This is a genomic window from Bacteroidota bacterium, from assembly GCA_005882315.1.
In the GTDB taxonomy this organism is placed as follows: Bacteria; Bacteroidota; Bacteroidia; order Chitinophagales; family Chitinophagaceae; genus VBAR01.
Window position 1 is genome coordinate 395,802 of record VBAR01000001.1, and the last position, 24,285, is coordinate 420,086.

Below are 24,285 nucleotides of genomic sequence, written 5' to 3' on the forward strand. Positions count from 1 at the left end.
ATAAATACTTACGCATTAACTACATCTGCGATAAACTATGAGGAAATGAAAATTGCGAGGTTATCAATTGTAACAGAGAATCAGAATAACGCCACAAAAGCAGAGAATCTTGCTAAGCTTATTTGTAAAGTGACTGGCGCAAGTAAGAATTACCAAATTGATAAATATTCAAAATTTGAAAATTCATACAAATTCGATTTTATATTAAATTTTCATAATACTGCAAACTCAATTACGGAAAGTTTAGATATAACAAATAAACTATGTTCTCCGTGGTTAGTATTCTTTAAAAAAAACGAAGTTGAACTGATTTTTAATAAATCAGACAATTCAGCATATTCACAAAAGGAGTTTAATATTATTAGTTGGGGACATTGGCAAGTCGAACAACTTTAATAAAAGGGGTAATATTAATTGACTCTCCTGTTTGGACACAGCGTACAACCTGGGATGATAAAGGGAAAGCTCCAAAATGGTCGGCAAACCGGTCATTTTTTTTTCATTACTTCCAGTCCATTATGCTCACTCTTTCTTTACAAAACCCAAACTCCACTTCATCATTGCTACTTACTACAACTAAACGATCAGCACAATAATCTGAAATCAGTTTCTGGTATAAGGCAATTCCCTCGGCATCAAGATTAGTGCAAGGTTCATCAAGCAACACAACCGGCACATCAGAAAAAATACATTGTGCCAGTTTTACCCTTTGCTTCATGCCTGACGAGTAATAACGGATCTGTTTGTTCACTGCTTTTTCCAAACCAACGAGTGCAATGATATTATCAATAGAGATTGATGAAAGAAGTGGTTTAAACTGAGAATGAAATTCTAAAAACTCTTTCGCCGTCATTTCCTCCACTACTTCTAAATAAGGGGCGCAGATAGAAACTTGCTGGTAAAAATTTTCAGGAGCTATTGGGTTATTGATTCCTGAGCCCTGATTTCCGACTTGAAACTCAACTTTCCCTTCATTCAAATGCAAGGCCCCTCCTATTGCTTGAAGTAATGTTGATTTTCCAGAACCATTAGGTCCTGTGATAGCATATGATTTACCAGCTTTAAAAGTGTAAGTAAGGTGGCGAAAGATCCAGTCGCGGTTATACCGCTTGCCGGCATCAGACAGGGAGATCGTCATCGGCACTGCCTTTTGTAAAACGTTTAATAATTCCTCTTGGGCTTTCACGTACGAAAGTTACAATTTCATCCCGTTCATCAGTAGCCGGCATTTCTTCTTCTATAAATTCGATTGCCTGGCTCGTGTTCATCCCTTTATTATACAGCACACGGTAGATGTCGAGAATATGATTGATACGTTCTATGCTGAAACCTCTTCTTTTTAAACCAATAGAATTTACACCTGCATAACTCAAGGGTGTACGACCTGCTTTGATATATGGAGGTACATCTTTACTTACCAATGAACCTCCGCTTACAAAAGAATGTGAACCGATCTTTGCAAATTGGTGAACGGCACACATACCACCGAGTATCACCCAATCGCCAATGGTAACGTGACCTGCCACCTGTGTGTTATTACTCATGATACAATTATCCCCCACAAGGCAATCATGTGCCAAATGGCAATAAGCCATGATCAGGCAATTCTTTCCAACTTCTGTTTTATCTCTGTCTTTTGTACCGCGATTGATGGTTACAAATTCGCGGATGGTTGTACCATCGCCAATTACCACATTACTATATTCACCTTGAAATTTTAGATCCTGCGGAATAGCTGAAATAACTGCACCGGGGAAGATGCGGCAGTTCTTACCTATCCTTGCGCCTTCCATAATCGTTACATTACTGCCTATCCAGGTGCCTTCGCCGATCTCTACATCCTGGTGGATGACAGTGAAAGGATCAACCTTTACATTAGTTGCCAGTCTTGCATTCGGATGTATATAGGTATGCGGGTGAATCATAAAAAGTGGTGCAAATATAGGCTGATTTGATGACCCGATTACCTTCAGGTGGTTTTCTGATTTTGGTTTTTTGGCTGGCTTCATAAGAGAGTATTTAAGTATAAAAGCAGCAGTCATCAGAAAAAATGATGCCGCTTTTTAAAAATCAATATAATGAAATACTAAAATGCCTTTAGTTTTTCCAAGGGTAACAAATCTTCAATGAGCATGGCTGTATGCCTTTATAAAATAAAAACTTTAATTCACTCTGCATTTATGATCCTTATAAGTATTAAGATCATTGAATGCAAAAAGCAATGCAGCATTTATAAATGCTGCATTGCTACTGCAGATTTTATACATTAAATGTAATAAATCTGCCTGACTATATTGCTTTATCAATTTATTTTCTAATAAACCGGCAAATACTATTTTTTCGCCAATCCATCATCCTGCAGCTGTTTTATCAATGTTTGCGTATAACTTCTGCTAAATTTATCAAGAGAGGAGGGATTAAAAATTTCTGATTGTACTGACCACATGATCTCCTGTGAAGCTGCATCATATAAATTACTCTGCATGAAATAGGATTTCTCCTTTGAATAATACGATGGAGTGTAAACGGTAGGTTGATAGTAGCTATAATATCCAACATAGGTCCCGCTCCATGCTACAGTTGGCATTACTGTATAAGCGGTGCCACCCGGTGTGTAATGTGCATCTTCGTCCTGTTTTAATAGGGCCGCAATTAATACAGCATCGCAACCGGTAGCTTTTACTTGTTTCACTATTTCATCTTTTGCAGGAGCCAGCGGGTCACTTAGATTTGGCGACATCACATCTATACTTTTTACCACTTCCAAACCTTTCTTAGTTGCCACTTTTGCTAAATCATTTTCTACTACAGACCTCGCTTCAATATCGGCCGTCATCACTACAATGAATAGTTTTTTGAAGGTCTTCCCCTGTATCTTTTCCTTATTTACCCATACACCTGTCGATTGCTTGGGAGAGGAGCATGCTCCAAAAATTAAAATAATAAGAGCCAGTAATGGTAAATGGCTTTTTTTCATGGTCTTTAGTTTTAAGATTAATATGAATTTATAAAATAGTATTACAATGATACGTTAATTCAAAAACAAGATGACCTGTATTTTCAGAATTGTCCCTTTCTGACTGCTATTTTTATTAATTCTTTTTTACTCCCATTCCCATGCATCGTCATTGATGAGTTCTGCAACCAATGCAGTCCATCCAGTTTGGTGATTAGCACCTAAACCCTTTGAATTGTCTCCATGAAAATATTCATAAAACAATACCAAGTCCTTGTTTTCAGGACGATTATAAAACTCAGCATGATCATGATGTACCGGTCGGTTTCCCATTGCATCTTTTCTGAAAATACTGATAACCCGTTTGGCAAGTTCGTGTGATATTTCGCCAAGATTGAGCCAGTTGCCAGAACCCGTTGGATATTCCATTTTAAAAGTATCACCATAAAACTGGTGATACTTCTTTAAAGCTTTGATCAAAAGATAATTGATCGGCATCCAAACAGGGCCCCTCCAATTGGAATTACCACCAAACATATCTGTGGTAGATTCTGCCGGATCATAACTGATATCATAGTTTTTACCCTCATGCGAATAATGCTTTGGATGTTCATGGTGGTATTTTGATAACCCACGGATGCCACCGGGTCCAAGAAATTCTTTTTCGTCCAGCATTGTCCTCAATATTTTTTCCAGCCTTTCTTTACTTATAAGAGAAAGCAGCATTGCATTATCTTCTTTTCTTTCTTCGTTTGGCAAATGGCGATTTTTTCTTTTACGATTCTCTTTGAACCACTGGGTGCGTCTTTGAAAATCCTTTAAAGATTTCATGGTCTCGCCGGATATAACAGAAACTCCAAATAACACAGTGAGTCCTACAATAGATCTGACCCGGACAGGAAATAATTTTCCATTTGGATTGACAAATGCATCATAAAAAAATTCATCTTTCTGGTGCCAGAGATGTGCTTGATTAAGAGATTCAGAAATAAGTACGAAGTGTTCATAAAATTTCGTAGCTACATCTTCGAATGTTGGATCTGTTTTAGCTATTTCAAGAGCGATATCCAACATATTCAGGGCATACATGGCCATCCAACTGGTTCCATCTATTTGTTCCAATGCATAACCTTCTGGTATCTCATTCCGGTTTATAACACCTATATTATCTAAACCCAGGAACCCGCCCCCAAAAATGTTATTCCCGTCTTTATCTTTTCTATTAACCCACCAGGTGAAATTGATCAGTAGTTTTTGAAATACTCTTTTCAGGAAATCAACATCACCTTTACCATGAATTGTTTTTTCTATCCTGTAAATATTGAGGCTGGCCCATGCATGAACAGGAGGGTTGACATCTGAAAAATTCCATTCATAAGCAGGAAGCTGACCCATGGGATTCATATACCATTCTCTAAGCAATAAGATCATTTGATGCTTGGCAAATTGACAATCAATAAATGCCATCGGTATGCAATTAAATGCAAGATCCCACGCAGCATACCACGGATACTCCCACGTGTCAGGCATTAGAATAATATCCCTGTTTGAAAGAGCTTTCCATTCATTGTTGCGTCCAAAATATCTTTCAGGAGGCGGAGAAGGAGTGCCCTTATCACCAGTAAGCCATTCATCAACTTCATAATAATAAAATTGTTTACTCCATAAAAGTCCGGCTGTGGCCTGCCTCATTATAACAGCCAGGTCAGTGTCTGCATTGTCAGGGACAAGGCATTTGCCAAATTCATTTCCTTCCTTAAGCCGTTGTTCAAAAATTTTTCCCGGATCCTCCACCGGTGAGCCTATAACGGGAGTTTGAGATAACCGAAGATAAATTTCTTCTTTATCAGCGCCTTTTACATTTAACCTATAAACAGGAGCAGCTTTAGTGCCTTCTGTTTTACCTTGTAACAAAGTTGCTTTGCCATTTACGATCACATCATGAAAAGCATCTTTTACATAAGGATGTGGGTTCGGTATACCAAATAATTTTTCCTGGTTGGTTTCATTTTCCGTAAACAAAATATCTGCAGGTTGGTTGAAATACAAATGATATTTACCAAGTTGTGGATGATCTGCAGAAATATATTTTCCAAATTCATTTGTTACCAGTTGCATTTTTGGTTTTATCGCATCAGGGTCAAATGACCATTCATTACGGAACCAAAGTGTAGGCATTAAGGTCAGTTCAGCTGTATTAGTGCCGCGGTTCATGACAGTTATGCGAATCATAATATCCGTACTATCTACCTTAGCATATTCAGTGTATACATCGAAATACTTGTTATATGCAAAGATCCCCGTGTCCAGCAATTCGTATTCAGGATCCAGTTTTCCCCGTTGTTGGTTCACTTTTATCAATTCTTCATATGGAAATGGAGCCTGCGGATATTTATACAACATTCTCATATAACTATGTGTAGGCGTATTCTCCAGGAAATAATATAATTCTTTACAATCCTCTCCATGATTCCCTTCCGAATTGGTAAGGCCAAACATTCTTTCTTTTAAGATTGGATCTTTATGATTCCATAATGCAAGTGAAAAACATAAGTATTGATTATAATCGGATAAACCTGCAATACCATCTTCGCCCCACCGGTAAGCTCTTGAACGGGCATGGTCGTGAGTAAAATAATTCCATGCATCGCCATTGGCACTGTAATCTTCACGTACTGTGCCCCACTGTCTTTCACTTAAATAAGGCCCCCAAAGTTCAAGTGGAATAGTCTTTTTTAAATTTTCATCAAGCCTTTTTTGTTCGGCTGTTTGAGAAAGGTCTTTTTTCATTCCAGTATTATAAAGTCTGGGCTAATTTTAGAATCATTGATAAAGATGATAACATAATTATTTTCCTGTTTAATTATTTTAATTCGATAAGCCAACAATTGTATTAAATGAGCCGGTTACATGTCGTCCTTCGATCTGGCTCAATAATAATTGTAATAACTCGTCATAATAGCGGGCCTGGTTTTCATAAAGATCATTTTCACCCAATATCAGATCCTGGTTATCAGCTACACCATTCACAAAGGCCTCATGGAGTAAATAAATATTATTTTCGGCCAGTTTTAAATTTGTTTCAGCATATAGAAATTTTTCCCTTGCATTTTTTATCTGGTAAAAAACTGTTTTCTTTTCATTTTCAAATTGACTTGTAAACTGATCAAAATAATTTCTTACCTGGGATGCCTGAAACTTTTTTTGTTCAACAGCCCTGTTTACATCACTCCCATTAAATATAGGCACAAAAACACTTACACCGACGTAGGAATAAGGCTTCCATCTTTCGCCCTGGAAAATTTTATCAATACTATTGGCAGCCGGTGTAAAACCCAGTTGGCCGTCAGCGCCAATGCTGATCTGTTTTCTTGCCCGCTCCAGTTTGATTGATTCATCAGCCAATGCAATTTGAGTTTTTAGCATCTGGCTTTCTATTCGCTTTGCCGGATCACCCAATAAGAGTTCCTGCATTATAGGATCCGTAACGCTTAAAATTTGGGGTATAGAAAATGCGTCGGAAAGTATCATACTATCTTTCTCCAGGTAATTCATCTGGAACTGTAAACCAAGCATTGCTCCGGCAAAGCTGTTCCTAACATTTGCCAATGCACTGCGCATCCGGTTACCAGTAACTTCTACACGATTCACTTCTATTTTTATACCTGCCCCTTCTTTAAATTTTACACGAGTAAGTTCTATCAGTGTATCAATTCTCTTAATATTTTCTACAAGAAATTTTGCCTGTACTTCCAATAACCTGCATGCACTATAGGCTTTATAAATTCCTGAGACGAGGCCAATTTTAAAATCTGCTATTTCCTGTTGTTGCAGTATTCTATTTTGCGAGGCAATGTTATAGGAGTTACGATAAGAAGGATCAAAAATAAGCTGGTTCACACTCAGTGTAGGGAACCATGTATTGTTGTAACCTACAGGAATTGCATACGGCTCACCCGATGGCACAGTTGATGGAGCAAGAGCAGTTCCTCCTTCAACAAGCAGGTTCCTCTTAGTAATAAAATATTGAACTGCTGCGCCGAAATTTACCCTTGGCAAATAGAGCCCGGTTACTCTTTTAATATCAAGGTCGCTGATAGCAGTATCGGTTGATGATGCCTGCAGCAATGGGTTGTGCATAAAAGCGTATTCCACACATTGCTGGGCGGAAAAAGTCTTCTGTGCATATATTGACTGTGATCCGTATAAAAATAATATCACCAAAAATAAATTAAGCTTTTGGTGATACAGCATTTGCATTTTCATTCGTTTTATTTTTGAATGTAAAAAAATCAATAAGCATACGGTAGTTCTGCAGTATCCATAAAATAAAAATCACAGCTATCAATACGAGGCATACAACAACTGCGATTTGAAACACCTGGCTCATACTTTTAAAAAAGGCCTGCAATTTTATCATTCCTGTTACACCGTTCACTGCCGCCTGGTAAGCTTCATCAGGATCATAACCTTTACCAGAATAAAATGACTGCAACGCATTAAACCTTTCCATGAATTGAGAATTTGAAGGGTCCGTATATCTCAGCATGGAATTAAAATTTTTTACTCTTCCCCAATCCAGTATGCGACCGAGGTCAACTGCTGTAATTGCAATGCCCATCAAAAAAGCAACAGATCTGAAATTGGCAACCTTACCCATCTGGTTTGGTGGTACCGCTTTCATAGCAATTATTACTACTGAAATGGCAACCATACCTGCGCCCATCATTCCAACCAAAGAAGGAGTAACGATATTATTAAAGCTAAACTCTGTATTTAGTAGTGAAAGAGAATAAGCGCCAAATGCTATGCAACAAAGACCGGTGATCATTATCCAGTAAGCGCTGATCTTTTTTACGATCAGGATAAAACTGATTATTAAAGAAATAAAAATTACAAGGGCCAGGAAATTAACAAAATGAAAAATATCTTGTAACGGCATTTGTAAAATACCTCCCAGCATTTTAGACAGCATTGCCAGTGTAAATACAAATAAAGCACCGCTAAGAAAAGAAATAATCATCGAGACGGAAAAAGCCGGGTATTGTAATAACCGGGTATCGAATAATGGTTTTTTATGTATAGCACCGCGGATCAGTAATATCACTGTCGAAATAATTACTATGATAAGTGATATAAGGATCTTCGGATGGCTGATTCCCTGGTATTGCTGCCGGTACATGAACACAAATAATATAGAAATAATTAATATCGAAAAAGGGATGAGGCTTATCCAGTCTTCTTCTATTTCCTCATTTTTTTCTGTTGTAGGAACGAAAAAGAAAGCAGCAATGATCACGATCAGCAATACGGGCAAACTCAGATAATAAGTAAACTGCCATCCAAAATCTTCTGTGAATGCACCATTGGCAAGCAATCCTACACTTAACCCTGCGATATTGGCTGCCACAGTGAACAATGCACCAATCAACCTTTCTTTTCCAGGATAGGTTGCCAGGAAAAGCTGTGTCGATACGGCGATCATAAACCCATTAGCAATACCCGCTGCGATCCTCGAAGTAAGTAAGGTTGTAAAATCAGTGGCTTTAAAAGAAACAATGGTGGCAATAAGAAATAACAAAGCAGAGCCAATGAAAAGCCATCTATTGCCCAGCCATTTTATAAACACAAGACCTGCGATGCTTGTAATGATGGTACCTGCATGAAATCCCCTTAACAACCAGTTAGCATCCCAGAAACTTACGCCAAAATAACCCTGCACGAAAGAAAAGGAAAGGCTTTGTCCAAAGAAGTTGAATGAACACATGAGCAAAACCAAAAAGAAAAAGAAGCGAACCCAGAATTTGTCTGTTACCAATTGCATGCTTATGAATTATTGAGTGACCACGATACTAAATCCCGGTCTCAATACTTGCCGGGCATGGGCGGAATCTTCAAATCTGATCCTTACGGGTATGCGTTGAATAACTTTTACATAATTACCTGTGGCATTATCCGGCGGAAGTAATGCGAATTTTGAACCGGTTGCGCCACCAATAGTTTCTACAATTCCGGTAAAGGTTTCTTTTGGATATGCGTCTGCTGTCATCTTTACTTTTTTTCCAACAGGGAAAGATGACAATTGTGTTTCTTTGAAATTTGCGGTTACCCAAATGTCCTGGGATTGTACTACAGAAAACAGTTGAGTGCCGGTTCGCACCATTTGCCCTATCTGAATTTTTCTTTTAGAAATTATACCGTTTACCGGTGATTTTACAGTTGCATATTTCAGATCTTGCCGGATGATATCAATTTGCGTCGCCTGCGTAGCTATATTCTGATGAGCAAGGTCTACCTGTTTCTTTGCATCTTCCAATCTTACTGTAGCAGCTCTTTCCTTATCATAAGCATTTTGAAGATTGACAGTATTTCTAATAAAATTCTCTTCAGTAAATTCATATACTTGTACCGATACAACTCCTTTCTCCATCAGTAGCTTATTCCGCTTGTAATTAGTTTCCGAGGCTTTGAGAGCTGCCTTGTTAATCTCTATACTCTGAGTAGCCATTTTTTTTTCGATCTCCGCTGAACTTATTCCAATTTCTGATATTTTCAGGTTAGTTCTAGAAACATTATATGCATTTATGGCTTGTCTTAGTTTGAGATAAAGATCGGTGGTATCCAATTGAAGTAATATCTCACCGGCATAAACGACCTGGTCATCGTCTACGAAAACCGAATCCACAAATCCATCGGTACGGGCAAGTACAGGAACAATATCACCATCCACTTGTGCATCATCAGTACGGTTCTTATCATCATAATAATTAATGATAAGCCAGTAAATAACCGCTAGTGTACCGGCAATCAATAATAAGATCAGGATGTTTCGAACGGCAGGTTTCATTTACTGAGGTTTTAGTGGTTTGATTAATAAAAGTACTAAAAACTATTCTACGGCACAGACCGGCTATCAATGATTTTTTTGTGTAAGTAGGAGATTATGTTTCGTAAAAACATTTGGTCACGATAGAAAAATATTAAAGGTAATAAAGCTCATTCTTTACATAGAGTCATAAGCTGAAATGATCACTGTATTACAAAAAGTATTTGCATTAAATATACGGTGTTTGCATACAAAAAAAAGATTAACTTTCAGAATGGACTTACCGAATATGAATAAGGCAGCGAATAGATTTTTAAACGCCAATTCTTTGCTGCTCCTGTTACTGTGTTTTATGATTTTCGCAACTACCCTTCTTCCTGAATCCTGGTACAGGGCTTCTTATTCAATTCTTGTTAATCTTATTCTTATCTGTGTAATTTTTTGTCTCGAAAGATCTTTCAAGATATTTTCAAGTATCGCTGTCATTGTACTTTTAATACTTCTGAATATTGCTTACTTCACAAGAGGGCAGTTTATGAACGGAATATCAGATGGTCTGAACCTTCTTTTTTTTATTTTCGCAGTCTATCGTTTATTGAAGCAGGTGGCACTATCAAAAGTGGTGACAACAAAAGTTATCATACAATCTGTCAGCGGCTACTTATTACTGGGTCTTGTATTTTCTATGGCTGTTGCCCGGTTAGATTTTCTTCAACCCGGAGCTTTTAGTTTCCCTGTAGATGAAAATGGTTCCTTCCAGCGTAATTTCTATGATCAACTTTATTTTTCATTTATCACGATGGGTACTGTTGGATACGGTGATCTTTTACCCAAAACCCCTTTTGCAAAATCGTTTGCTACTCTTATCGGAGTTTCAGGACAACTGTATGTGGCAATTGTTATTGCTATGCTGATCGGTAAATTTTCTTCTTCACCCGGTCAATCAAACCAATAAAATGGTTTACACTAAAAGGCTGATCGAATAAAATTGAATCTGATTTTTTACTAAAAATAAACCAACCATGAACACATTTAACACTGACCAAAGACGTAATGTAATAGAAACAGCTTTGGTCTTATTACTCCTACTGGTATTACTCGCTTCATTGTCCACTGTTTTGAGTGTTTTTTTAGGCGTCTTTACTTTTGCCATTATTCTTGCCGTAGCTCTTCACCCACTATTTGAAAAATTAGTCAAGCTCCTGGGCAATAAACGGAAACTCGCTGGTTTTATTTATGGATTGATCCTGATCGCCATTGTTGCGTTACCCTATATTTATTTAATCAGTCAATTGAGTAATAGTATACAGCAAGCCGGACAATGGGTTGCTGATGCAAGAACAAACGGGCTTCCTGCTTTACCTGAAACGATAACCGGATTACCGGTAGTAGGAGAAAAAATTTCAACCGGCTGGCAGAAATTACAAAACGACCCTGCTACTATTGCTACCTATGAACCACAAATAAAATCTTTCCTCGGCCATCTTCTTACAGGAGGATTGGGACTTATTGGATCAGGTCTTGAATTTATTTTAGGTATTATCATTTCTGCAGTATTCCTGACAAGCGGCACTAAAATGCTTAATCCGATTTACCTGGCAACGAAAAAGATAATAGGAGAAAATGATGGCCCGGCATTGGTTGATGCTTCTGGTCGTGCTGTAAAAGGTGTAGCTGTTGGAGTAATGGGAACGGCATTCATTGCAGCAATAGCAGCCTGGATCGGTTTTACTATTGCGGGTGTTTCAATAGCAGCAGGGCTTGCTGCAATTACATTTTTTTGCGTGGTTATTCAGATCGGTCCACTGCTGGTTTTTGTGCCTGTGGCTATTTGGTTAGGATCGCAGGGTGAAACCGGAATGGCGATATTTATGACTATTTATGGCATCGTTGTATTGATGAGTATTGATAATATTTTAAAACCAGTTCTTATTGCCAGAAGTGGTAAGCTTCCGATACTGGTACTTTTTCTTGGAGTGATAGGCGGTATGGCAGCCTGGGGTTTTACGGGGATGTTCAAAGGAGCAATTGTCCTTGCTGTCGCATATACGATGTTTAATTCATGGGTAAAATCTAAGGCTGAAGCTCCAGAAAATATAGCGGTTAGATAAAGTAGATTTCAATTCGCATTACAACATATATTTTTTCAAGGGGTTGATTATTTTATAATCACAATCATTTAGAAATTAATGATCCATTCTATAAGGTCATTGGGTGAAGCATTAACAGGTCTTGCACCAGCAGTGCTTGTGATATCACTCCATTTTAACCGTCCGTTATTACTGTAAGGAATTAACATGATCCTTTTTTTCGATTGCTCAACTTTTATTTCCATAAAACTCTGGAAAAAAGGAGCCACATTATAATCGAACATTGCTGATAACCATTCTGCCGAAAAAGGCCAGCCATTAAGATTTTTGGTCCACCACCATGATGGATATTTATACCATGCAGTATTTTCTTCGATCTTTTTTACCAATGGAGCTTTTGATGGATAAAAAGCATAATTCTTCGTAACAATGGTTTCTGGTTTTGCCATTGCAGCACCGATACTGAGATAAGCTCCGCCTCCACCATTTACAAAATGATGCATCACATGCTCATTACTATTTTTTGGAGTTTCAATATAATATTCCAAATCATGTGTATCGCCAGCCATTACCAGCGGCACTTTATAGCTTTTCAATAATTGATGCAGTCGTTCAAATGCCGGATTCATTTTTCCCTGGTACTCACCAATGGCATAAAAGGGATGACCTGAAAGTGCCATTACAAACTTGCCTTTGGATGCTTCGAGGACATTACGCAACCATGTTGCCTGCAATGTATCGATCTCTCTTTCCACTCCGGTTTCAATGGTAATAAATACAAAATTCCCCGTGGTAATCTGGAAGTAAGGTGCTTTTTGAAAACCGGTTGGCACATTGTATTCCTGTCTCAGCTTTGCCGTGCTGGCAATCATGCTTTTTATCTTATTCTTATTAGTAGAAGAAATATGTAAGTCTTTCTTTAACCGGGCTTCCATAGCTGTCTGTGCAGCTTCGGGTTCAAAAAAAGTGGCAGTAAATCCTTCCAGCGCATCATACCAGTCATGATTTCCGGGAATAGCATATACAGGTTTTGTAACTCCTTTAAATGGCATCCAGAATTTTTTTTCATAATCCTTTAAAGCGCCGGATGGATATACAACATCAGAAGATATTACTACAAACTTTACATCGGGTTGATTCGTGACAGAAAGTATTTGATCTTTTAAAATAAGTTGCGAAGCATCACCTTCCCCCGGGTCGCCAATAACTACAAAAGAAAAATCTGCTGTATCCGTAACTCCTTCCGGGTGCAGTTGAAATGCATTGGCACCCGTGCCTTCACCAGATGCGGATGTAATAGCCATTCGCCATGTATTCGTACGACTGGCAGCCCAATGATCCCACATACCAGAAGCCCAATTCTCCGTATCAAAATACCAACTCATTCCCAACACCGGCATAACAGCTGCCAATAGCGCTGACCAGGGCAATCCTATTTTCAGCCCGGTTCTTATGGCAGTACCAAGTGAATATGATGCCTTACGAAAGCGGATCGTGTTTCTTAATCTTCTGGTCAGCCATGTTTCAGTTACTCCTGTTACACTCCACCACTTCCTTTTTTCATCAGGACTTCTTTCTACCCATAACCATAACTTTTTATCTGCCCATGCAGTTACTCCTTTGAAGACTGAACGGCCAGACCCGATAATAACATAGGCAATTACTAATGCAATAACCGCATCTCCTATAGTAGCAACAAGGGGTGAAAGGATGCCAAGAAAACTTCTATCTGCACCCATACGGCCAAGATGTATGAAAAACAGCATCAGCAAAAGAACAATGATCCATTTAGTATCATACGGTGCTTTAGTTTCTTCATCATTTTCTATGCTCTCAGCAAGTGCAAGTATTCTTCGATTTTCGCCAAGCCCCATATCATATACTACATCCACGTTCACATCTCCCATTACTCCCATACGAGCAGAAAGAATTGAAATTGCTATTCCGAAAATCCGTAGAGCAATAACTAATGAAAGTACCCATCCTAGTCCGTTGCTTTTAAAAACAATTAAGACCAGCAATAAAAGAATGCTGCCAGCTCCTGCTGCCAGGTCCTGCCATCTTCCTTTTGAAGTCTTTGATTCTTTGAAGTATTTAAACAAGAATCTAAAAGCTTCGACTGTAAATACAATAACAATAAAAATCAACAATGCATTGTCAAGTAACATTTTCGCATTGATAAGGAAAAGAGCTATCAGCAAACTGAAGCCCCCGCTATACCAGGTCGATTTTCGTTCTGTTCTTAATGAGCAGCGAAAGCCATGAAGTATTTGAATCATCGCAACCCACAACAATAACCCACCAAGTTGTTCATCGATTGATGTGCCGGGCCATATAGGTGCTAACAAAGCCAATAATGCGATGAGAAAGCAGATGCACGGGACCAGCCATTTCCTCACTTTTAATTTTGCAGTCATGAAATTTTCGGTTGTTTTAAAATCTATCGTGCAGTATTGTAATTCTTATAAACAGATCAGCTATATCTGTTTTATAAAGAAAGGAACAATATTGCTGATTATCCTTATAATTATGAAAATTTCATGATTAATAAATTCTCTTTCCCGGATTTTAATTAGAAAACAAATATGAGACTGAATTGTAACACTCCATTTCTGAAATCAGGGTCGATATTGGCAGAATCAAAATCACCCACATTGCTCACACCAACCATATAACGGCCACCAATACCTAGTCCTTTGCTTTTTAAAAACCCCAGGCCTACTCCAATTGAAAGGTCGGTACTTTTGGCAAATTCATCGATAGCAGAATTGGGAATTTCTTCACTTACTTTGAAACCTGCCTGCGGACCAGCTTCTATATAAAATCTGCCTTTGAATTGCCACTGCAGCATTATAGGTATGTTGACATAAGAAACCTTGTAATCTGCTTCAGTAACGCCGTCATCCAGTTTAGCTCCTTGTGAAGAAAAGAGAACTTCGGGTTGCAATACCAGGTGATCAAACTTGATCCGCACTAAACCACCGGCATGAAATGCCACCAATGAACTCTTTTCTATATTATTAAAATTGCCACCAGTAAAGTTGCTGATGTTTACACCACCTTTCAGGCCGAATTGGAGTTGGGCATTCACGATCCCCACAGCAAGGAATAGGGGAAGAAAAATAATCTTTTTCATAAACCAGGTTTTAATAGTTAACAAAAACATTTAGCACTTTGGTGTTTTATATTGAGGTGACTTTTACTTCTCAATAGTTGTTGTTATAGTTCCTCCTTTTTATTTGTATAAAAATATTGTTACTCTATATAAGTACTTTCATTCATTATTTCAACCCTCAGGTTGATTAAACCCAAGGCTGACTAGTGGTCAGCTTTCCCTGTCCGTAAGATAGTGGCCTGCAAAACTCAAAAGAGGATTTCGAAACTTATTATACAATAGTGTAAAACGCTGACATCATTTTGGTGGGACAACGAAAGAAGCTCAGCGTCACCAGGAAATTGAATTTTCAATAACTCTTTCATTAGAATCCGGTTTATTGGTTAACGAATTGTCGAATTCAAATGAGTAAGTAAGTCTGCTTCGAAAAAAACTATACTAATAATATCTTCCGTATTATAATTAATAAGCGATAAAGGAAAGCCTATTTGATAGTAAAAGGTACTTCATTTTTTTGTGGGAATAATCAAAGGATCCCGAAAATTTTATGAGATATCATATAGTTTTTGAGAAAATTACTCACCGTGCTTGTTTTGAATTTTTAAAATACTTCATTTAATCCAAAGAAGAATCCGTTTGCTCCATATTTGCCCCGGGCATAATCGATACAGATGGTTGAGCGGCTTTGTTTTTGTAAGAGGACCCTGAATCCAGCGCCATAGCCTGTTTCCCAATAATCAAATACTTTTTTATTAAGATCATCGGAAGCGGTTTGCAAATTCATAAAGGCTACACCGCTCACTAATTTATTCCTGGAGATCGGGAAGCGGTATTCACTTTCAAAACAGGCATAAGACGGGCCTTTAAAACGGCCCATTGTATAAGCACGGCCACTTCTGCCATAAGTATCGTATGCAGTTGCAGGCAATTCCAGGTAGGGTACCGTTCCACTCAGTTTGTAAGATGCCCAATGCCAGAATGCTAATACATGCTCTGGATTTTTTTTACTAAGGCTAATGTATTTCCTCATATCATATAGCAATTGTATTGAATTCTTAGTACTGCCCAGCCATTTCTGGTTAAAGCGTAAACTAAAATCAAGATAGGCCCCACCATAAGAACGAAGAGGATGTTCACGGGTATTATATTGGAGAGCTAATAACAATCCATTTGCAGAATATTTCTTTGGATCAAAATCATTTTGCAAACTATAGCGCAGATGAGGTGAACTGGGTAATACATCAAGTTGTTGGTCATTGATATTTGAACGGATATCGAAACTAATACCTCCACCTGCAAATAAATTCGGACCGATCTTGCGATATATTTTTTCCGTTAGCCTGATAAATGTAAACCTGATAAGAAATGTACTGTCGCTATTTGATCTGTAATCTTTATTTCCCGTCCCAATTCCATAATCAGCGATCAAAAATTTTGATAGTTGCCAGTTACCCTGAAAATTCCATTTATTTTCTTCAGTAAATGCATTATGACGGGCTTGTGCTGTGACCACACCTTTCGTACTGTAAATAGCTTCAAGACCAAAAGATGAAAGATTGGTATTTTCAGGAACTCCATATTGCTTAATGGCTGATACCTTAGCTCCGATCACAAAACCGAAACTTGGATTATATCCAATAGACGGTAAGATCGTCATAGCCCTCTTTTTCTTCGGAGCTTTTGTAGTATCCTCTTTTTTATTAAACACCCGTTTAAAAACATCCCCAACATCAATTACCGGTATTAAGCTATGTTCTCCTCCGGTTGTTTGTTGAGCATTAGCAGAAGCAGAGAAAAAAAGCAAAAAGCCAACTGCGCAGGCAGTAATAAAAAAGTAATAATTAATATAGATATTTTCTTTTCTCGCCGGCATGAAGGTTTTTATTATCAAAATTAATTTTACACCGAGCTGTAAAATACATATAAAAATCGGCTACAACCTGTATGGTCGTAGCCGGTAACAAAATGCAAATGATTCAGAATGTTTTTTATTTTGCTTTAGCAGGTCCGCCAAGTGCAAAGCATAATCCACCACCAAGACCAAATTGCAACATAGATGAGTAAGTGCTAACTCCAGCTCCAGCCCCACCTGTTCCAAAATATAAGCCTCCGCCTGCTCCCTGAACAGCTGACATTAATTGGCCTTGTAATTTAATTGCCATTTTCTCAGACGCCCAGATATTTGCTCCTAATCTAAACCCCCATCCAAATTTTGTTCCACTGTTATCATTACCAGTATCAGGATTTTTAACATTGATGATAACCGCACCGGCCATAAGACCACCAAATCCTTCCACTTTACTTCCTGGTTTTCTCACATAGCGATTACTGGCCAGCATGATCCAGTTGAATCCAACATCAAAATTGGTAGTTTTTACTCCACCTATTTGCCCATTCTGGAGATAAGTAGTAGGCGCATTGGTTGATTGATTTAAATAAAGAAGTTCTATACCCATCGATGGGTGAGGCAGGTATTCAATTCCTGCACCCCATTGAAGGCCGCCTTTGAATTTTCCTTCATAGTAATTGTTGACATCATAATAGGAATCGAACCTATCATCAAATACATAGTTTGCATACCCGTTCAATCTTGTGCTTTTTTGCGACATGGCGGGAATAAAAAAACAGACTAGTAAAATTGAAAGAATTGTTTTCATGATTATTTTTTTAAATGGTTAAAACTAATTTTGATCTTTCTTCCTTTCTTTATCAAATTGATCAAACAGCAACTCCGTATATTCTCTGCTTGATTTCTCTATACCTGATGGGTTTTCTGCTTTTGATTGAACAGACCAGACTATTTTTTGCGTCTCCATATCATAAGCGTTGGCTTCAATAAAATAAGTTTTGTCTGTCGTATAATAACCCGGGCTATACAATGTTGGTGACCAGTAATTATAATAACCATAGAACCCGGCGCCATACATACCGTAAGTACCATAAGGCCCGTAACCACCATAAGGAGCATAGGATGAGCCCGAAACATAACGTGTTTCACTTTTTTCGTGAATGACCGCAACGGACAGTATAACATCACAACCTCTATCACGAATTAGTTTCAACACAAGATCCTTGTCCCTCATGTTATCCTTGTTAAAATTCGGTGGAAAGATCTCAAACCCTTTTACTACATTAAATCCTCTTGCTTTTGCGGCTGCACCCAAATCGTTTTCAAGCGCATACTTTATGCCATTATTTTGCATTAAAGCAGCTACAAAAACAGTAGTATATTTTTTCTTCGGTCTGTCCGGGTTTACCCAGGAGGTTGTAATTCTTTGAGTAGGTTTACAGGAAAAGATCAATACTATCAACACAAAAAAAATCAGCGAATTATTTTTTTTCATACTACACTTTTTTAAGTATAAAAAAAATGAGGAGATATTTCTCCTCACTCTTTATTATTGGAAAGCTGGTTATTTCAAAAAGCCATCTTTTTTCATTTTATCGGAAACCACATCTGCAATTTCATTCACTGTTTTTTCAAGCTTGGAAGGGTTCACTGTTTTTGTAGTTCCTGTCCACACTAATTTGTCAGGATTAACAGTATACACTGTTGTTTCAACAAAATAATTTTTGTCAGTAGTATAATAACCAGGACTAGTATACATGCCGGCCCCATAACCATAATATCTGCCATAGCCGCCATAAAAACCAGTCGTTGAACCCTGTACATAAGAAGTTTCTTTTTCTACATCGGCCAGGCGCATTAATAATATATGTGTATACTTGCCTTCAGTTAATTTTTCTTTTAATGCGGCTTCACTCGCATTTTTCAGCACATCTGTTGTAAGAACAGTGTAGGAGGATGTCCCACCGCTCTGTAGGCGTTTTGCAAGTTGGTCTTCGATCACACGACGGGAAGTTTCATCTTTCACCAATGCAACTACAAGTGTTTTATTAGGCGCACTTGCAGTAACTGTGGCACCCGGCTCCATCCAGCTTTTTTCAATTTTTGTTGCCGGTCCGCATGAAACAAGTGAGATCATAACAAACGCTGATAAAATCAAATTTCTCATAATTAAAATTTTAGATGAACAAAATAAATGCATTTATAAAAATGCGACTATACAAAATTATTTTTTCTTGAAATTAAAACATACTGCTCCACCCAGCCCAAATTGAAAGATGCTGGCATAATCAGTAAAGGCTGTAGTCCCCCATCCCGGATAATAATAATAATCGTAACCAACAGCTGAGGTAATGGATTGGAAAAAAGCATGAAGGTTAACTGATATAGCAGCCGAAGTTTTTATTTTTACTCCCAGCTTTGCATCCCAGGCAAATTTCGTTGCGCTACTACCTTCTTTTAATGCTAAGATCCCAACACCAGCGCCTATTCCAAAGTAAGGCAATGCCTTTGCGTGTGGATCACTTCCAAAATAGTTGGTACCTCCCAGAAGTATATAATTTATGGAACCCTCATCTTTTCCGGGATTAAGTTGAGTTCCTGCAGGTCCATGCAACGGAAATTGTGTTGACATTGAAAGCCATCTGAGTTCAACAGATTTGTTTCTTGAAGGAAAATATTCAATGCCGGCTCCGTATTGGGCAGCCTCATTTATATATCCATAAGATGCATCAAAATTCACTTTGTCCTGAAAGGAATACCCGCCATACAAGTTAAGGAGAATGGATTTTGGATCCTGTGCTTTTAAACCGATTGCAAAAAAGAATACAGCGATCAAGAAAATAAAACGTTTCATAATTTTTGATTAAGTTAAGGAATTAATTGAAATTTCAGTAGGGGTAGGAATATATTGTCAATATACAATAAATTGACAGACAAATGTTTTCAATGTAGCGCTGCTTATCCCCTCTTTCAACAATCGAAAGAAAAATCGATCTTGAATACTGAACCAAGACAGCCTCAACAACTGATCAATTACTGGCCGGTCGTCTTTGTTTTCTCCAGCTCGCCAATAAAGGGTATGTCTTCCTGAATGCTCAGCCTGATACAGTTCTCAATATAATCTTCCAGTTGAATAAATTTAGCTGCCTGTAAGCCACCAATAACAGCAGTAAATTTTGTAAGATACAATTGCTGGAACTTAGTGTATTTATCTGCCCATGCAAGTTTTTTTGTTGTCAGGTCAGTAGCCTTTTTGTTATCAAGCGTTTCATAATTAGTCGCATAAGCTTCAATTATTTTGATCCTTTCCTGGCCAAGTTTTTTCCTCGCGGTTTCATATACATCGTATAATGACCAAAACTTAACACTCTTTGCTTCAGGAATAGTCATGTAAACTTGTACCAGTTCTTTTTTTTCTTTCCCGAATATGGATTGAATCAGGTCAACATCTTCCTTGTTAGATTGAGCGAACATGCATGTTGAAAGCATTAATACTGCGGATAAAATAATTACTCTTTTCATTTTTTTCGGTTTTATTTGGTTTTGTAAAGTTGCCAGAATTATTCAAAGGGTTTTTCTCATAAAATTTGATGCGTAGAATATTAATTTTAATCAGGATTAAAAGTAAGTGTTATACGGTCAAATAGCGGTTAAGCCTAGCGGCCTCAACAGGTTTTGGGAGAACAAGATAGGGGTTTTTTTTATTTTTCAACCCGACTATGACCAAAGGAATATAAAAAGGATTTAAGGTATTTACCGGGTCCGGTTGATTATAACCGGTCTTACTGATGACCGCTATGCTCAGTTTTCAAACGCCGGTCCTTACACAGACTATTTTATGCCTTCATTTATTAGTCTTCTGTTTCTAGGTTACTATGATTTAATCATTATTTTTATCGGGTCGACCGTTTTAAAATTATAACCCTTTCTTATTCTCATGAGGAGACCTGTATTGAAGATATTCGGAATGATCGTACTGCTAAGCATTTCTGTAATAGTACAGGCACAAAAAACAGATAAGGTTTTCCTGAAAAATGGGGATGTATTTACCGGTGAGATCAAAAGCATGAAATTCGCCAAGCTTCTTATTGATGTAGAAGGTCCCGGCAAAATTGATATAAAATGGGAATTTATAGTAAAGATCGTCTCCAATAAAACATTACAGATAACCCTGGGGGATGGAGAAGTATTTGTTACTACCATTGATTCGCTTTTTTCTGAAGTGCCGTATGTCATGCTATCCGATGTTGTGGAGATGGTACGCATTAAAGACAAGTTTATAAAAAGGCTTGATGGTAGTGTTAATCTTGGTTTTAATTATGCAAAATCAAGTGATAATGCCCAGTTTACTTTCAGTAGTGCTACAACTTACCGCAAACCAAAAGCAGAATTTACCCTAAAACTAAACTCTGTACTGACTCACAATTCTTCAGACACCATTGTGGCAAAAAAACAAGATGCGGCTATTGACTTTTACAAAAAGTTAAAGAATAGTTGGTACGTCAACTCACTTTTTGGATGGCAACAAAACACACAATTGGGATTGAATAGTCGTTTTCTATTAAGCGGAAGCGGCGGTAAAATGATCATTAATAGCAACGAGGAACGTTTCTTAACAGGGGCTGGTCTTTCTTTTAACGTGGAGGACAGGGGTGATACTACAGGGTATAATAGCAACCTGGAGGGGCTGGTCATGATCCAATACAAAAAATTCCGTTATATATTTCCAAAGATGACAATTGATGCACAGTACATCCTTTATCCCAGTCTTTCAGATTGGGGTCGGGTAAGGATGGACCTGCAGGTAAATACGAGTTATGAGTTCTTTAAAGATTTTAATGTCGGTCTAAGTTTTTATGATAGCTATGATAACCGTCCATCCGCAAAAGCTGCATCTAAAAATGACTTTGGTATAAACTTTACCATTGGTTATGTATTCGGCAAATGATCTTTTTGTAATTTATTTTCTTCAAATAACTAGCCAATAAATTCTTTGCAACAAAAATTTATCAACTGTGAACGTCTCGTTCAACATTGTATGTTTTGTTGCTAGAATTCAATTCCTAATGTTGCAATTACAAACTCCTCACTTGAAAATGGATTGAAGTAGTGAACCCCTGTAGTTAATTTCCAAAATGAATATTGTGCAAAAATCCCCTTCTCAACTTCAAGATCGGATTGAAACAGCCTTGTCCGGTTACCGACAATTCCTGTTCTGAAATTCCTGAAAGGAGTAATAGCCAGTTCTGTCCAGGTATAAAAAAAATTATTTTCTTTCCCATCGAAATCAATTACGTATTCACTTTCAGAATAGAAGTCAAGCTTTTTCCAGGCAAGACTTGTTTCCAAACCCGGGGCCATGCCATTTGCATTTCCAAACACAAACCCGATCATGGGTGTTGCAGTAAACACTAGTTTATTCCCTGTTTCGAACGTGTATCCCCCGAATATAGAACCTGTTTTCAGGTCTTCATAGTTATACCGTGCCTCTAAATGCAAAGCTTTATGATCAGCGTATCCCAAAAGCGTAGTTGTATTTTTTTCACCGGGCAGAATATAATGATATACGGCCGCCGCAAATGACCAGGGTGATGGAATTGTATCGGAAGTTGCCTGCAATGAATCATTGGTTGGTTGCTGTGCAAATGCCGTGATAGCAACCTGTATTGATAAAAAAACTGTGATTAAATATCTCATGATCATCCTCCTAAAGCAATAGTGATAAGAACAAGTAATACCCCGAAATTATCATCGCTGCCAGGGAGGATAGATGTTGATTTACTTAACTTATCACTATCCGGCATTATTCCTTTTTCGTTAGCTCTTACTTATAATGCAATTCTCTATAAACTGAAATCAAAGAAATGTGTTTAAGCACTCCAGTTGCTCCAATTTTATTGAGGATGTTATTCGCAGTACGTTACTGATTCTGTGACGCAGCTGCTTTGGCTTCTTTAGCAGCTTTTTTGGCAGCTTTCTTTTCTGCTCTTTTCTTTTCGAAGTCTTCATAAGCGGTGATAATAGTTTTCCCGGCTTCAATAATAAAAATTAAATAGACTCCCACACCGATAAAAATGTATATGATATTAAAAATTACGCCAATAGTTGATAGTTTTACCTCCGCCAGCAGGTGGTATGGGCTATTCATGGAAAGAGTGCCTATAGCATAGGCCAATGCCCCGAGAAATGGTAATCCTTCTACCAACCAAAAAAACATAGTGCCTACAAGCATAAGTACAAAAAGCAAGAAGCCAAGTGTTCGGAAAACCTTGTCATGTATTAGTCTTTTAACGATATCGTAAATAAACTTTCCGGATAGTGCAAGTTCAATTAACATAATTTGAGTTTTTATTGATGACTGAATATTTAACTAATATAAATGAAAGGTAGCCAAAAAATAAAACATACTGACCCCGATCAAAATAGATTTTTAAATACAAAACTTGAATTTTTTATAGATCAAAAGTCAGATTAGACTTTATTATTGGTATGTACCGCCGCCCTTTATATGAATATAAATTATTATCGTTGCTAAATCAGTCGTAAGTATCCTTCGTTATTTATTTTTCTTAAACTTCATTTCCCTGAATAAAAAATAACGGCCACCTATATCTAAGCTCCATTGATATCTTCCTGCAAAGTCGCCGAATATTCCTGCACTTGGCGTTATCCATATATTCATGCGGGGTGTAGGTGCACCTGTGAACCGTGTTCTCAGGTTCATAGAAACACCATCATTGATATAATCATAAAACCATTCTGGCGCCAACACGGTCCAGAATCTTCTTGACCAATATTTGAGAACAATAATCTGCAATTTTGAAAAACTGATATCTGATCTTGCTTCATCGCCACCTATAGAATTTGCTTGTTGAAGAACTGCTGAAAAAAGTATTTTATTCTTTGGTAATAATTTCGAATAAGAGACCACCGGGATTATCACGTTCTTTCCAGTTCCAAGAATTGGTGATTGCGCTGTATTCAAACTGATCTCGACAGAAGCGGTAAAGGCAGATAATTTTTTTTCCAGGAATTTGTAACCAAGCAGGCGAAATGAAATATCGCCTATTCCCGATTCTTTATGGTTTGCAGGTGTTTTAATGGAATTATAAACAAAGGGTAAGTCTACCCGTGTAGTAAAACGTTTTCCTATTCTAAGAATAGTTCTCAGTGTTGTCTGGTTTACATAGAAATCATTTCCATTCCTTTCATAGTGTTGTAGCTCATTAAAGAACTCGATCCTTGTCAAAAAATTTGCGGGGTCATCGGCGTTTTTTTTGATCTGTTCCTGTTTTACTGTATCAGTTGAATTTTGAGCAAGCAAACCGCAGGCCTGGCATAATAAGAAAAACAAGAAAAAAAGTTTCTTCATCTCGTAAGTTAAAGTTTGAAACAGGGAGCATCACTGCTGAATAATTATTCGGCTCCCAAAATTGTAAGACCCACAAG

22 protein-coding genes are annotated in these 24,285 nt (G+C 37.7%); 4 read left to right on the top strand and 18 right to left on the bottom strand.

The annotated features are described in order from the left end of the window. The first annotated feature begins 45 nt into the window (after positions 1-45). Positions 46-396 carry a hypothetical protein gene (locus E6H07_01560; GenBank protein TMI64631.1) on the top strand — a complete coding sequence of 117 codons (351 nt, stop codon included), beginning with the start codon at positions 46-48 and terminating at the stop codon, positions 394-396. A 106-nt stretch (positions 397-502) separates the two neighbouring features. On the opposite strand, the gene E6H07_01565 is transcribed toward E6H07_01560, so the two are convergent. The 7 genes from E6H07_01565 to E6H07_01595 all read right to left on the bottom strand — a co-directional run bounded on the left by E6H07_01565 (position 503) and on the right by E6H07_01595 (position 9,803). Beyond that, positions 503-1,138, bottom strand: a complete 636-nt coding sequence (locus tag E6H07_01565; GenBank protein TMI66437.1) for an ABC transporter ATP-binding protein — start codon at positions 1,136-1,138, stop codon at positions 503-505. Next, a complete protein-coding gene (gene lpxA, locus E6H07_01570) occupies positions 1,119-1,925 on the bottom strand; it encodes an acyl-ACP--UDP-N-acetylglucosamine O-acyltransferase (GenBank protein TMI66436.1) in 807 nt (268 codons plus the stop codon). Before lpxA ends, E6H07_01565 begins: the two co-directional genes overlap by 20 nt. Positions 1,926-2,332: 407 nt before the next feature. Next, complete coding sequence (locus E6H07_01575) at positions 2,333-2,977, bottom strand: ABC transporter substrate-binding protein (protein TMI64632.1); 645 nt, start codon at positions 2,975-2,977, stop codon at positions 2,333-2,335. Between the two features lie 126 nt (positions 2,978-3,103). Continuing rightward, positions 3,104-5,746, bottom strand: coding sequence for a glucosidase (locus E6H07_01580; protein TMI64633.1), 2,643 nt, complete (start codon positions 5,744-5,746; stop codon positions 3,104-3,106). 78 nt (positions 5,747-5,824) lie between these two features. Further along, entirely contained in the window at positions 5,825-7,222 is a 1,398-nt protein-coding gene (locus E6H07_01585) for a TolC family protein (protein ID TMI64634.1), read from the bottom strand. Continuing rightward, a complete protein-coding gene (locus E6H07_01590; protein TMI64635.1) occupies positions 7,188-8,780 on the bottom strand; it encodes an MFS transporter in 1,593 nt (530 codons plus the stop codon). The genes E6H07_01585 and E6H07_01590 overlap by 35 nt, the downstream gene beginning before the upstream one ends. Before the next feature lie 9 nt (positions 8,781-8,789). Continuing rightward, entirely contained in the window at positions 8,790-9,803 is a 1,014-nt protein-coding gene (locus E6H07_01595) for an HlyD family secretion protein (GenBank protein ID TMI64636.1), read from the bottom strand. A gap of 178 nt (positions 9,804-9,981) precedes the next feature. Here E6H07_01595 and E6H07_01600 point away from each other — a divergent pair, with 178 nt between their 5' ends. Together E6H07_01600 and E6H07_01605 are read left to right on the top strand one after the other, a co-directional pair. Then, positions 9,982-10,737, top strand: a complete 756-nt coding sequence (locus E6H07_01600; protein TMI64637.1) for a two pore domain potassium channel family protein — start codon at positions 9,982-9,984, stop codon at positions 10,735-10,737. Positions 10,738-10,804: 67 nt separating this feature from the next. Beyond that, positions 10,805-11,893: an AI-2E family transporter gene (locus E6H07_01605; protein TMI64638.1), complete on the top strand. Its 1,089-nt coding sequence runs from the start codon at positions 10,805-10,807 to the stop codon at positions 11,891-11,893. Positions 11,894-11,961: 68 nt separating this feature from the next. On the opposite strand, the gene E6H07_01610 is transcribed toward E6H07_01605, so the two are convergent. From E6H07_01610 to E6H07_01645, 8 genes are all read right to left on the bottom strand, one after another. Further along, positions 11,962-14,289 (bottom strand): hypothetical protein, encoded by a 2,328-nt coding sequence (locus tag E6H07_01610; protein TMI64639.1) that lies wholly within the window; start codon positions 14,287-14,289, stop codon positions 11,962-11,964. Positions 14,290-14,444: 155 nt separating this feature from the next. Beyond that, a complete protein-coding gene (locus E6H07_01615; protein TMI64640.1) occupies positions 14,445-15,038 on the bottom strand; it encodes a PorT family protein in 594 nt (197 codons plus the stop codon). Between the two features lie 550 nt (positions 15,039-15,588). Then, positions 15,589-16,860: a hypothetical protein gene (locus E6H07_01620; protein ID TMI64641.1), complete on the bottom strand. Its 1,272-nt coding sequence runs from the start codon at positions 16,858-16,860 to the stop codon at positions 15,589-15,591. Between the two features lie 115 nt (positions 16,861-16,975). Further along, positions 16,976-17,644 (bottom strand): hypothetical protein, encoded by a 669-nt coding sequence (locus E6H07_01625; protein ID TMI64642.1) that lies wholly within the window; start codon positions 17,642-17,644, stop codon positions 16,976-16,978. 24 nt (positions 17,645-17,668) lie between these two features. Beyond that, positions 17,669-18,331 carry a hypothetical protein gene (locus E6H07_01630; protein ID TMI64643.1) on the bottom strand — a complete coding sequence of 221 codons (663 nt, stop codon included), beginning with the start codon at positions 18,329-18,331 and terminating at the stop codon, positions 17,669-17,671. A 69-nt stretch (positions 18,332-18,400) separates the two neighbouring features. Next, a complete protein-coding gene (locus E6H07_01635) occupies positions 18,401-19,003 on the bottom strand; it encodes a hypothetical protein (GenBank protein ID TMI64644.1) in 603 nt (200 codons plus the stop codon). A 57-nt stretch (positions 19,004-19,060) separates the two neighbouring features. Next, positions 19,061-19,690, bottom strand: a complete 630-nt coding sequence (locus E6H07_01640) for a hypothetical protein (GenBank protein ID TMI64645.1) — start codon at positions 19,688-19,690, stop codon at positions 19,061-19,063. A gap of 179 nt (positions 19,691-19,869) precedes the next feature. Further along, positions 19,870-20,358 carry a hypothetical protein gene (locus E6H07_01645; protein TMI64646.1) on the bottom strand — a complete coding sequence of 163 codons (489 nt, stop codon included), beginning with the start codon at positions 20,356-20,358 and terminating at the stop codon, positions 19,870-19,872. Between the two features lie 415 nt (positions 20,359-20,773). On the opposite strand from E6H07_01645, the gene E6H07_01650 reads away from it, so the two are divergent. Continuing rightward, on the top strand, positions 20,774-21,784 hold the full coding sequence (locus tag E6H07_01650) for a DUF481 domain-containing protein (GenBank protein TMI64647.1): 1,011 nt from the start codon (positions 20,774-20,776) through the stop codon (positions 21,782-21,784). Positions 21,785-21,885: 101 nt separating this feature from the next. Here the strand turns inward: E6H07_01650 and E6H07_01655 are convergent, their stop codons facing one another. The 3 genes from E6H07_01655 to E6H07_01665 form a co-directional block, all read right to left on the bottom strand. Further along, entirely contained in the window at positions 21,886-22,533 is a 648-nt protein-coding gene (locus E6H07_01655) for a hypothetical protein (protein TMI64648.1), read from the bottom strand. A gap of 223 nt (positions 22,534-22,756) precedes the next feature. Next, positions 22,757-23,173, bottom strand: a complete 417-nt coding sequence (locus tag E6H07_01660; GenBank protein TMI64649.1) for a hypothetical protein — start codon at positions 23,171-23,173, stop codon at positions 22,757-22,759. Between the two features lie 219 nt (positions 23,174-23,392). Further along, a complete protein-coding gene (locus E6H07_01665) occupies positions 23,393-24,208 on the bottom strand; it encodes a hypothetical protein (GenBank protein TMI64650.1) in 816 nt (271 codons plus the stop codon). Positions 24,209-24,285 lie beyond the last annotated feature (77 nt).